Here is a 10,903-nt window from a genome sequence, read left to right on the forward strand (position 1 = left end):
TGCCCCACGTGGACCTGCTGCGCCTGCGGGACCGCCTCGAACCGGTCGAGCGTGCCCGGCTCGACGCGATCGAGGACCACCTGCAGACCCGCGTGCGGCCGCACCTGACCCGGTATTGGGACGCCGAGGAGTTCGCGTTCGACCTGCTGCCGGGCCTGGCCGAGCTGGGTCTGGGACGCCTCGTCCTGGACGGCTCGTCCTCGCTGTTCCAGCAGCTCGTGCACGCGGAGATCGCCCGTGTGGACCTGTCCCTGTCCGCCCTCGTGGGCATCCACAACGAGCTCAACCTCGGCATGATCGCCGGCCTGGGCTCAGAGCGTCAGAAGGCCACGTGGCAGGGGCGCCTCGAATCCTTCGACGCCCTGGGCGCGTTCTGCCTCACCGAGCCGGACCACGGCTCGGACATCGCCGGAGGCCTCGCCACCACCGCCACCCGCGACGGCGACGAGTGGGTCATCCGCGGCGCCAAGCGCTGGATCGGGGCCGGCACGATCGCCGACGTCGCGCTCGTCTGGGCACGCGACACCGCCGACGGCGAGATCAAGGGCTTCGTGGTGCCCACCGACACCCCCGGCTACGAGGCCACCAAGATCAGCGGGAAGATGGGCCTGCGGATCATGCAGAACGCGGACATCACCCTGGACGTGCGCCTGCCCGCGGACGCGATCCTGCCCGGCGCCACCACCTTCGCCGCCACCCGCGCCCTGCTGCGCGACTCGCGCATGTGGGTCGGCTGGCAGGGCGTCGGCGCGCAGATGGGCGTGCTGGACGTGCTGCGCTCCTACGCGCTGCGGCGGGAGCAATTCGGCCGCCCGCTGGCCGCGTTCCAGCTGATCCAGGCCCAGATCGCCGAGGTCGCCGGCAACCTCGCCGCGTCCGCCGGCATGATGCTCCAGGTGGACGCCCTGCGGCAGGAGGGGCGGATGGAGATGATGCACGCGGCCATGGCCAAGGCCACCTCGACCCGGCTGGCCCGGTCCTCGGCGGCGCTCGCCCGCGACGCCCTCGGCGGCAACGGCCTGCTCACGGAGCACGAGATCGCCAAGATCATGGGGGACGTGGAGGCCATCTACTCCTACGAGGGCTCCTACGGCATGAACACCCTGATCGTGGGGCGGGCCCTCACCGGCGTCTCGGCCTTCGTGTGAGCCACGCGTCCTGCAGGTCCTGGACCAGCGGGCGGTGGGCGATGAGCAGCAGCACGCCAGCCACCGGGATGACCACCTCGAAGCCCAGCCAGAGGTAACCGGCCGCGCCCGCCACCCCGCCCAGGAAGAACAGGGCCACGAGCAGCGCCAGCAGTCCCACGCGCCGCGGTTCCCCGACGACGGGGGCCGCGGCCCCGGGGCCGTTGCGGTACAGGATCTTGCCGAGCTCGACGCCGATGTCCGTGACCATGCCCGTCACGTGCGTGGTGCGGATCGGCCACGCCCCGATGCGGGTGATCAAGGCGTTCTGCAGGCCCATGGTGAAGCACAGCACGGCCACCACGACCAGCGGCCGGTGCGCATCGCGGACGTGCTCGGCGAGCAGGCCGAACACCAGCATGCCGACGCCCTCGAGCAGGAGGATGTTGGCGTACCGCGACCGGAGGCCGTTGACCCGGCCCCAGTTGAACACCAGCGCGCAGACGACCGCGCCCAGGATGAACATGGCCAGCGCGAGCAGGCCCGTGCCGACCAGACCCGGGGCGTGGAGGACCGCCGCGTCCGCCATGGACGCCACGATCCCCGTCATGTGGGACGTGTACGTGGCCACGGCGACGAAGCCCACGGAGTTGAGGATCCCCGCGATCGCGGTCAGCACCAGCGCCAGGTGGGTGTTGCGACGCACGGTGCGCTCGGGGGCGCACAGGTTGAGCACCCCGCCACCCTACGACCGGACGCCGCCGTCGGCGCCGACGCGGGAGGCGCCGTCGTCGACGCCTCCCGTCACCGTGCCCGGGCTCAGTAGCTGGAGTAGCCGTCCTCCGACAGGGTGTGCTTCTCGTCGCCGGTGATGGCGGGGTTGAACACCGAGATCAGGTGCATGTCCTCGGTGCCGCCGCGCAGGTCGTGCGGCTCGTGGTCCGGCAGGACGTAGATGACACCCGGCGTGATCTCGTGGACGGTGCCGTCCGGCTCCACCACGGAGCCGTTGCCCGCGATGCAGTAACAGGCCTCCTGGTGGTTGCGGTACTGGAGCTTCGAGGACGATCCGGCGCGCACGATCGTGTGGGCGACGGCGAAACCCATCTCGTCCTTCGCGGTGATGAGGCGTTCGGAGGTGCCTCCGCCCCACTCGACCTTCTCGACGTCGTTCCGGCTGCGGGTGTACATGGGTGGATCGCTCCCTCGGTCGGCTCCGGGGCGGAGGAACACGCCCGCCCGTCCTCGCCACAGTAGGCACGGGCGCGTGGGGCGACTCAACCCCTCCCGGGCGCCCGTTTCATCAACGAAAGCCTTCGACACGCCCCGTCCGGCCCCTCCCGGGCGCCCTGTGACGCGGCCTACACGTGTGGGATACTGACGGCACGCCGCATGCCCCGCGCGGGAGAGCGTCGGCGCGCGTCCTGCCCCGGCCGGCCGCGTGAGCAGGCCGCCGAAGGAGCAAACCCTCCCCGGGAATCTCTCAGGCATCCGTACCGCGTGGGGTCAGGCGCTCTGGAAAGCGTCTCACTCCGCCGCGCCCGCGTCCGGACCGAGACCACCGACGGTGCAAGCCGCCCACCCGGGCGTCGGAAACTCTCAGGTCCATGACAGAGCGGGGAGGAGCAGAGCCACGCCGTGACCACGGCAGGATCCCCCCGGAGGTACCCCGTGACCAGCCCCCAGACCACCGAGAGCACGACCGCGCTGCCCCACGAGCGCGTCGAGCCTAAGGACACCGCCTCGGCCCCCTTCGTGGCCCGCCACATCGGCCCGCGCCCCGCGGACGTCGAGCACATGCTGCAGACCCTGGGCTACGACTCGCTCGAGGCCCTCGTGGACACCGCCGTCCCCGCCGGCATCCGCCAGCCGAAGCCCCTCGAGCTGCCCGCCCCGCTGACCGAGTCCGCGGTCCTGGAGCAGCTGCGCGAGATCGCCGGCCGCAACGTCATGAAGACCCAGATGATCGGGCAGGGCTTCTCGGACACCGTCACCCCGGGCGTCATCCTCCGCAAGGTGCTGGAGAACCCGGCCTGGTACACGGCCTACACGCCGTACCAGCCGGAGATCTCCCAGGGCCGCCTCGAGGCCCTCCTGAACTACCAGACGATGGTCCAGGACCTCACCGGCCTGGACATCGCCAACGCCTCCCTGCTGGACGAGGCCTCCGCCGCCGCCGAGGCCGTGCTCCTCATGCACCGCGCCAACCGCCGCAGGACCGACGGCGTCACCCTCCTCGACGCGGACCTCTTCCCGCAGACCCTCTCCGTGGTGCGCCTGCGCGCCGAGGCCGTGGGCATCGACGTGCGCGTGGCCGACCTCTCCGCAGGCATCCCGGAGGACGTCCGCGCCGAGGTCGAGGAGAAGGGCCTGTGCGGCGTCGTGCTGCAGCAGCCCGGCGACTCCGGCCGCATCCACGACCACGCCGCCGTCATCGCGCAGGCCAAGGAGGCCGGCGCCCTCGTGACCGTCGCCGCGGACATCCTCTCCCTCGCCCTGATCACTCCGCCCGGGGAGCAGGGTGCGGACATCGCCGTCGGCTCCACGCAGCGCTTCGGCGTGCCCCTGTTCTTCGGCGGCCCCCACGCCGCCTACATGGCCGTGAAGGAGGGCCTGCAGCGCAGCATGCCGGGCCGCCTCGTGGGCGTCTCCTACGACGACGCCGGCAAGCCCGCCTACCGCCTCGCCCTCCAGACGCGCGAACAGCACATCCGGCGCGAGAAGGCCACCTCCAACATCTGCACCGCCCAGGCGCTGCTCGCGATCGTCGCCTCGATGTACGCCGTCTACCACGGCCCCCAGGGCATCGCCCGCATCGCCCGCCACGCCCACGCCCAGGCCGTCCGCCTGGCGGAGGCGCTGCGGGCCGGTGGCGTCGAGGTCGCCGAGGAGCACTTCTTCGACACGATCACCGTCCGCGTGCCCGGCCGGGCCGAGCAGGTCCTGCAGGCCGCCGAGGAGAACGGCGTGAACCTGCGCCTGGTGGACGCGGACACCCTGCGGATCGCAGCCGATGAGACCACCGTCGACGCCGACCTCGTGGCCGTCCTGACGGCGTTCGGCCTGGACGCGGGCTCCCTGCCGGCCTCTGCGCACGAGGGCGCCGTGGCCACCCCGGCCGTGCCGGAGTCGCTGCGCCGCTCCTCCGCGTTCATGATGCACCCGGTGTTCAACACCCACCACTCGGAGACGAAGATGCTGCGCTACCTGCGCCGCCTCTCCGGCTACGACCTGGCGCTGGACCGCACCATGATCCCGCTGGGCTCGTGCACCATGAAGCTCAATGCCACCGCGGAGATGGAGGCCATCTCCTGGCCCGAGTTCTGCTCCATCCACCCGTTCGCGCCCGACCACCAGACCGAGGGCTGGCGGTTCCTGATCGCGGATCTGGAGGCCAAGCTCGCCGAGATCACCGGCTACGCGGGCGTCTCGGTGGCCCCGAACGCCGGCTCGCAGGGCGAGTTCGCGGGCCTGTGGGCCATCCGCCAGTACCACCTGGCCCGCGGTGAGGGTGAGCGGGACATCTGCCTGATCCCGGCCTCCGCCCACGGCACCAACGCGGCCTCGGCCGTGCTGGCGGGGCTGAAGGTCGTCGTCGTCGCCACCGCCGACGACGGCACGATCGACGCCGCCGACCTGGACGCCAAGATCGCGGCGAACGAGGGCCGCATCGCGGCCATCATGATCACCTACCCCTCCACGCACGGCGTCTACGACGCCGACGTCAAGGAGGTCTGCGCCACGGTGCACGCCGCGGGCGGCCAGGTGTACATCGACGGCGCCAACCTCAACGCGCTCGTGGGCCTGGCCCAGCCGGGCGAGTTCGGCGGAGACGTCTCCCACCTGAACCTGCACAAGACGTTCTGCATCCCGCACGGCGGCGGGGGCCCGGGCGTGGGCCCCGTGGCGGTGGGCGAGCACCTGGTGCCGTACCTGCCCTCCCGCGAGGCCCTGATGACCGCGGCCCCGCACGGCTCGGCCGGCGTGCTGCCCATCTCCTGGGCCTACATCCACCTGATGGGCGCCGAGGGCCTGCGCTCCGCCACCGCGCACGCGCTGCTGGGCGCCAACTACATCTCCCGCCGCCTCGCGCCCCTCTACCCGACGCTGTACACGGGCAACGACGGCCTCGTGGCGCACGAGTGCATCCTCGACCTGCGCGAGCTCACGGCCCGCACGGGCGTGACCGCCGAGGACGTGTGCAAGCGCCTCATCGACTACGGGTTCCACGCCCCCACCCTGGCGTTCCCCGTGGCCGGCACGCTCATGGTGGAGCCCACCGAGTCCGAGGACCTCGAGGAGATCGAGCGGTTCATCGAGGCGATGGAGGCCATCCACGCCGAGATCACCGCCGTCACCCCGGAGACCGTGGCGGACTCCGTCCTGCGTCGCGCCCCGCACACCCTCAACGTCCTGATGGCCGACGAGTGGGATCGCCCCTACTCGCGCGCCCAGGCGGGCACGCCGGTGCCGAGCCTGCGTCTGGACAAGTACCTGCCGCCGGTGGGCCGCATCGACGGCGCCTACGGCGATCGCAACCTCGTGTGCTCGTGCCCGCCGCCCGAGGCGTTCGAGGGCGCCGTGGCCGACACCGCCGACGAGGACTGAGAGGATCACCCCCATGAGCGATTCGACGCGCAACTCCCCGCTGCACCCGGTCCACGAGGCCGCGGGCGCCACGTTCACGGACTTCGGCGGCTGGAACATGCCCCTGAAGTATGGCTCCGAGCTGGCCGAGCACAAGGCCGTCCGCACCTCCGCAGGCCTGTTCGACCTCTCCCACATGGGCGAGATCCGGGTCACCGGCCCGGAGGCCGGGGCCATGCTGGACCACGCCCTCTCGAGCGTGCTCTCCACGTTGAAGCCCGGCCGCGCCAAGTACGCCCTGTGCCTGACGGACGCCGGCACCATCCTCGACGACACGATCGTCTACCGGATGGACGACGGCGAGGCCGGCTCCGAGCCCGACTACCTGGTGGTGCCCAACGCCGGCAACATCGCCGCGGTCCACACCGCCCTGAACCAGCGGGCGTCGGGCTGGGACGCCGTCGTCGAGGACGAGTCCTCGACCACCGCCCTCGTGGCCGTGCAGGGCCCGCAGGCCGAGAGGATCCTCGCCCGGGCCATGCCGGAGGCCGCGGCGCAGCTGGCCGAGCTGAAGTACTACGGCCACCTGACCCTGACCGTGCCCACGGACGCCGGTGACGTCATCGCCGTCGTCGCCCGCACCGGCTACACCGGTGAGGACGGCTTCGAGCTGTTCCTGCCCGCCGCCTCCACCGCCGAGGCCGGCGACCGCGGCTCCGCCGTGTGGAACACGATGCTCTCGGCCGCGGACGAGGCGGGCGTGGAGCTGACGCTGTGCGGGCTCGCCTCGCGGGACTCGCTGCGCCTCGAGGCGGGCATGCCGCTCTACGGCAACGAGCTGGACACCGGGCACCAGCCGCACGCCTCTGGCGTCGGCTTCGCGGTGCCCGCGAGCAAGGAGGCCGACTTCGTCGGACGATCCGCGCTGGTCGGCAGGGACGACGTCGAGGAGGTCCTCGTGGGGCTGCAGGGCGCGGGTCGGCGTGCCGCCCGGCACGGTTACGCCGTGCTGGACGAGTCCGGCGAGCGGGTGGGCGAGGTGACCTCGGGCGCCCCCAGCCCGACCCTCGGACACCCCATCGCCCTGGCCCGTGTCCGCCGCGACGTGGCCGCCGAGGGCACGTCCCTGCAGGTGGACCTGCGCGGCCGCGGCGAGCCGTTCACCGTGGTGGCCACGCCGTTCTACCGCCGGGAGCGCTGAGCCCGACGCAGCCGTCCCTCGGCCCGCCGCTCGGCGGTCCCGGGGCCCTTCGCTAGACTCGGGCTCCGGGCCGTCGTCGCGGCCCCCCGTCCCGCCGTCCACCTGCAGGAAGTCCGCATGACTCACGTCGCCGCCCGTGCCCGGGTCCCCCTGAAGGGGCTGCTGGTCTTCCTCGCCGTCGCCGCCGTCCTGCTCCTGCTGGGCATCGTCACCGTCCTCCGCGGCGTGGCCGCCGACGCCGCCCGCGTGGACATCGTCACCGTGCTGGACGGCAACACCGTGGTGGTGAACCAAGGCGGCACCGAGCGGACCGTGGTCCTCGCCGGCGTCACGAGCGCGGGCCGCAACCCGGAGGGCCTCAAGGTCGGCCCCAACCTCTGCATGGGGGAGGAGTCCTACGCCTGGCTGCGTGATCGGCTCCCGCAGGGGGCGACCGCGAGCATGACCACCTCGGACGAGGGCGCGCCCGAGGGGATGGAGAGCGCGGTCATCTCGATCGGCGGCGGCACCGTCAACGTGGCCATGGCGGAGGCCGGCATGGCCGCCCCCACGGAGGTCGCCGTCGGCAAGCGCCTGGCGGAGGAGATCGCCCAGGCCAATCAGGAGGCCGTGGGTCGCGGCGTGGGGCTCTACGACATCGAGGAGCCCTGCACGTACCAGAACCGGCTCTACGAGGCCCAGTTCGCCCTGGAGCAGATCCCGGAGGACGCGGAGGCGTCCCTGACGAAGATCGACGAGCGAGCGGTGGAGTACGCGGCCGGCCTGGACCAGGTGCGCCTGGTGCAGCAGGAGATCCGGGCCCTCGACCCGGAGAACGGCACGTTCGCCGACCTCGCCTACGGGCCGGCCAAGGAGTCGCTCCTGGCCGAGGCGGACCCGGTGGTGGAGCACGGGATGCAAGTCCTGAAGGACCTCAACACGCGGCGCAACGAGATCGCGGCCCGTGGCTGACCCCGCCGCGCTCAGTCCAGGGCGAGGGTGACGAGCCCGAGCTGGGCCGCCCGGATGATCAGCTGGACGCGGTCGCGGACCTCCAGCTTGGCCATGATCCGCGTGAGGTTGGCCTTGACCGTGGACTCGGAGACGAAGAGGTTCGCGGCGATCTCCGGGTTCGACTGACCCCTGGCCAGTAGCCGCAGCACGCCCAGCTCCCGCTCGGTGAGGTCGGAGCCGTCGGGGCTGCCGGGCTGCACCGAGGTGGGGCCCACCGTCGGCCGGTCCCGCTCGATCGAGGCGAGCAGCTTGGTCGCCACGGCGGGGGAGAGCACGGACTCGCCGCGATGGACGGCCTGAATGGCGCCCAGGATGGCCGGCGGCTCCGCGTCCTTGAGGAGGTAGCCGCCCGCTCCGGCGCGCAGGGCCGGCACGAGGTAGTCCTCGGACGTGAACGTGGTGATCGCCAGGACCCGGATCGCGGGGTGGGTGTCCTTGATCCGGCGTGTGGCCTCCACCCCGTCCATCAGGGGCATCTGCATGTCCATCAGGACCACGTCCGGCTCGATGGCGGCGCACGCCTCCACGGCTTCGACGCCGTTGGCGACCACACCCACGCAGGTCATGCCGGGGGCAGAGTCGACGAGCACGCGGAGCGCGCCGCTCATGAGCGGCTGGTCGTCGGCGATCAGGATGCGCAGCTCTTCGGACACGCAGGTCAGCGTAACCGGTGCTGTGGCGCATGCCACCTTGTCGGCGTCGGGGCGAGGCCGGGGTGCCCGCCGGCCGTCATCTGCGCCATGCCGCGGCGCGGCCTGTGCGCGGCGTGCACCATTTGTGACGGGCGTCATACATACTGGGGCCATGAAGACTCGCGCTCTCCTCGCTTCCGCTCTCCTTCTCGCCTCCACCCTCGTCGGCGCTCCGGCCGCCGCCGCCTCGGCGGCCTCGGCCGAGGACGACGTCGTCACGACCCTGGGCCTCGGCAAAGGCACTGCGGAGTGGACGTGCCGCCACTTCGGCATCTGGTGCGACTGACCCCGGGGCGGTCCGCCCCCGATGCCTGATTCGAGCCCATCGACCCCCTCCGTCCGGAGCGGCGCGCCCTCCCGGGCGCGCCGCTCTTCGGCGTGGCGTCAGGCGCGCAGCCTGCGGTGGCGCGCGTTCTGGGCCGCGGCGCCGCTGAGCCGCGTCTATCTCGCCTTTGGGTCGGCGTTCCTGCTCGCCTCGACCGCGTCCGACATCGGTCTGTTCGGCCCGGGCCACGGCGTCATCCCGGTCCTGGACGGGATCGCCATCGCGTCGGCGACCAGCGCCTTCCTCGCCCAGTGGTGGCGCAGCACGGTGGGCTTCGCCCTGCTCCTGCCCGGGGCCGTCGCGACCGTCGTCGGCGGTTCCGAGGTGCTCTTCGCCGTCGTCGCGCCCGTGGTCCTCGGGGCCGTCGCGGCGACCGCCCGTTCCTGGGGGTTCGTCGTCACGGCCGCCGTCCTGGCGCTGACCTGGGGCGTCGCCCAGCCGTTCGCGGTGGGTCAGGCGAACGCGACGTGGTTCATCCTGCTGCTCATGTCCATGGGCCTCGGCGGCGGGCTCTTCATCCGCGAGAGCTTGGCCCGGCGGGAGCGGGATCGCCGCCGGGTGTTCGAGGCGGAGGAGCGGGCCCGGCTGGCCGCCGAGGCCGAGCGTCGCTCACTGGCCCGCGACCTGCACGACGTGGTCGCGCACAACCTCACGATCATCTCGATGCAGGCTCGGACGGCACGCTACCTCGGCGCCCCGGAGGCGGCTCAGGGCGTGCTGGACGTGGTGGGGGACTCCGCGAAGGACGCGCTGCGGGACCTGCGGCGCATGCTCTCCATCCTCCAGGAGGACGGGATCGTGGACCCGAGCGGTGAGCCGGGCGCCGCGGGGGGCGCGGACGGGGCGACGTCCGCGGATCCGGTGCTGTCCGTGGCCCAACTGGCCGAGGAGCTGCGCAGTCTCGGAATGACGGTGGAGACGGACGTCCGCTGCGACCAGAACGCGATGCCGATCTCCGTGCGCTCCACCCTGCACCGGGTGCTCCAGGAGGCCACCACGAACGTCGCCAAGCACGCCGGCGAGGGCGCGCGCGTGTGCATCGAACTCCGCGACGCGGGGCCGGACGTGGTGCTCGAGGTGGAGAACACCGTCACCGAGCGGTCCGGCCCGCCGCAGTGGAACTCCTCCGGTGTGGGCCTGAACTCCATGCGGGATCGCGTGGCCACCTTCGGCGGCACGATCGAGGCCGGGCCGGGGGGCTGGGGGTGGCGGGTGCGCGCGGTGCTCCCCAGGTCCGTCTGACGAGGCCGACGCCGTCGCAGCGGCGGACCAGACCCATGTGACCTGCATCACATCAGGGCCCGAAAGTCTGCACCTTCCGCCACTGTCGGGGGCGCCGTCGTCCCTCCTAGAGTGGGTCATGCCCCATTGAGACGGTGCACAGTGCGAATCACGAGCCGGGATACATGCCTGAGGGGATGCGGGCCCCGGACGCGGTTCCGAGAAGGACGATGGCCATCCGGCCATCGTCCTTTTCGTTGTCGGGCGTGCTCAGGCCGGCTCGGCGGGCGACGGCTCCGGGGTGACCGTGCGGACGAGGGGACGGGCCGCCGTCCGGCCCAGGGCCATGAGCACGGCGGCCGGGAAGCCGATCACCGGGATGAGCATCGGCAGGATGCCCGCAGCGCCCTGCGTGAGCACCACCAGGCCGTAGAGCATGCCGATCAGCGCGTATGCCAGCACGTGGACCCACTGGTTGAGCACGTGCCGGAACGCCCAGTTCACGAGCAGGCACAGCGGCAGCCCCACCACCAGCCCGGCGACCCCGACCACCGTCAGCAGCGGTGTCAGGCTGCCGAAGGCCTGCAGGCCCGGGACCACGGCCAGGATCGCCACCACGGCGGCCATCACGAGGTTGGGCAGCAGCCAGGCCACGAGGAACCCGTTCAGTCCCATGCGCAGCTGCGGGCGGGGGCCGGAACGGGCCGCGCCCGCAGCTGCGCATGGGACTGAACGGGTTCCTCGTGGCCTGGCTGCT

10 protein-coding genes and 1 riboswitch are annotated in these 10,903 nt (G+C 72.4%); of the genes, 6 read left to right on the forward strand and 4 right to left on the reverse strand.

Features of this window, described 5'->3' with window-relative positions; all coding sequences use genetic code 11:
• The coding region (locus QL983_RS07725) for an acyl-CoA dehydrogenase family protein (RefSeq protein ID WP_290152162.1) at positions 1-1,148 on the forward strand (1,148 nt) is incomplete at its 5' end.
• On the opposite strand, the gene QL983_RS07730 is transcribed toward QL983_RS07725, so the two are convergent.
• Positions 1,123-1,863, reverse strand: coding sequence for a YoaK family protein (locus tag QL983_RS07730; protein ID WP_020624812.1), 741 nt, complete (start codon positions 1,861-1,863; stop codon positions 1,123-1,125). The genes QL983_RS07725 and QL983_RS07730 overlap by 26 nt on opposite strands.
• 83 nt (positions 1,864-1,946) lie before the next feature.
• Positions 1,947-2,318 carry an ectoine synthase gene (locus tag QL983_RS07735; RefSeq protein ID WP_020624813.1) on the reverse strand — a complete coding sequence of 124 codons (372 nt, stop codon included), beginning with the start codon at positions 2,316-2,318 and terminating at the stop codon, positions 1,947-1,949.
• Between the two features lie 201 nt (positions 2,319-2,519).
• Positions 2,520-2,636: riboswitch (glycine riboswitch) on the forward strand.
• A gap of 162 nt (positions 2,637-2,798) precedes the next feature.
• Between QL983_RS07735 and gcvP the strand changes: the two genes are divergently transcribed.
• The 3 genes from gcvP (at position 2,799) to QL983_RS07750 (ending at position 7,866) form a co-directional block, all read left to right on the forward strand.
• On the forward strand, positions 2,799-5,735 hold the full coding sequence (gcvP, locus tag QL983_RS07740; protein ID WP_145951212.1) for an aminomethyl-transferring glycine dehydrogenase: 2,937 nt from the start codon (positions 2,799-2,801) through the stop codon (positions 5,733-5,735).
• 13 nt (positions 5,736-5,748) lie between these two features.
• Complete coding sequence (gcvT, locus tag QL983_RS07745) at positions 5,749-6,915, forward strand: glycine cleavage system aminomethyltransferase GcvT (RefSeq protein WP_044659070.1); 1,167 nt, start codon at positions 5,749-5,751, stop codon at positions 6,913-6,915.
• Positions 6,916-7,032: 117 nt separating this feature from the next.
• Positions 7,033-7,866 carry a hypothetical protein gene (locus QL983_RS07750; protein WP_002856692.1) on the forward strand — a complete coding sequence of 278 codons (834 nt, stop codon included), beginning with the start codon at positions 7,033-7,035 and terminating at the stop codon, positions 7,864-7,866.
• Between the two features lie 11 nt (positions 7,867-7,877).
• Here the strand turns inward: QL983_RS07750 and QL983_RS07755 are convergent, their stop codons facing one another.
• Positions 7,878-8,561 (reverse strand): response regulator transcription factor, encoded by a 684-nt coding sequence (locus tag QL983_RS07755; protein WP_002856693.1) that lies wholly within the window; start codon positions 8,559-8,561, stop codon positions 7,878-7,880.
• Between the two features lie 151 nt (positions 8,562-8,712).
• Between QL983_RS07755 and QL983_RS07760 the strand changes: the two genes are divergently transcribed.
• Both QL983_RS07760 and QL983_RS07765 read left to right on the forward strand, forming a co-directional pair.
• The gene (locus QL983_RS07760; protein WP_002856694.1) at positions 8,713-8,886 is read left to right on the forward strand and encodes a hypothetical protein; all 174 of its coding nucleotides are present in this window, start codon (positions 8,713-8,715) and stop codon (positions 8,884-8,886) included.
• Positions 8,887-8,907: 21 nt separating this feature from the next.
• Positions 8,908-10,167 carry a histidine kinase gene (locus QL983_RS07765; RefSeq protein WP_145951213.1) on the forward strand — a complete coding sequence of 420 codons (1,260 nt, stop codon included), beginning with the start codon at positions 8,908-8,910 and terminating at the stop codon, positions 10,165-10,167.
• Positions 10,168-10,416: 249 nt separating this feature from the next.
• On the opposite strand, the gene QL983_RS07770 is transcribed toward QL983_RS07765, so the two are convergent.
• Complete coding sequence (locus QL983_RS07770; RefSeq protein WP_241251948.1) at positions 10,417-10,821, reverse strand: hypothetical protein; 405 nt, start codon at positions 10,819-10,821, stop codon at positions 10,417-10,419.
• Between the last annotated feature and the right edge of the window lie 82 nt (positions 10,822-10,903).

The organism is Micrococcus sp. APC 4021 (genome assembly GCF_030407635.1).
GTDB classification, from domain to species: Bacteria; Actinomycetota; Actinomycetes; order Actinomycetales; family Micrococcaceae; genus Micrococcus; species Micrococcus luteus.

Excerpts from the sequence above, each read along its gene's own strand:
- QL983_RS07735 (WP_020624813.1), bottom strand. The coding sequence starts at position 2,318 with ATGTACACCCGCAGCCGGAACGACGTCGAGAAGGTCGAGTGGGGCGGA.
- gcvT (WP_044659070.1), top strand. The coding sequence starts at position 5,749 with ATGAGCGATTCGACGCGCAACTCCCCGCTGCACCCGGTCCACGAGGCC.
- QL983_RS07750 (WP_002856692.1), top strand. The coding sequence starts at position 7,033 with ATGACTCACGTCGCCGCCCGTGCCCGGGTCCCCCTGAAGGGGCTGCTG.
- QL983_RS07760 (WP_002856694.1), top strand. The coding sequence starts at position 8,713 with ATGAAGACTCGCGCTCTCCTCGCTTCCGCTCTCCTTCTCGCCTCCACC.
- QL983_RS07765 (WP_145951213.1), top strand. The coding sequence starts at position 8,908 with ATGCCTGATTCGAGCCCATCGACCCCCTCCGTCCGGAGCGGCGCGCCC.
- QL983_RS07770 (WP_241251948.1), bottom strand. The coding sequence starts at position 10,821 with ATGGGACTGAACGGGTTCCTCGTGGCCTGGCTGCTGCCCAACCTCGTG.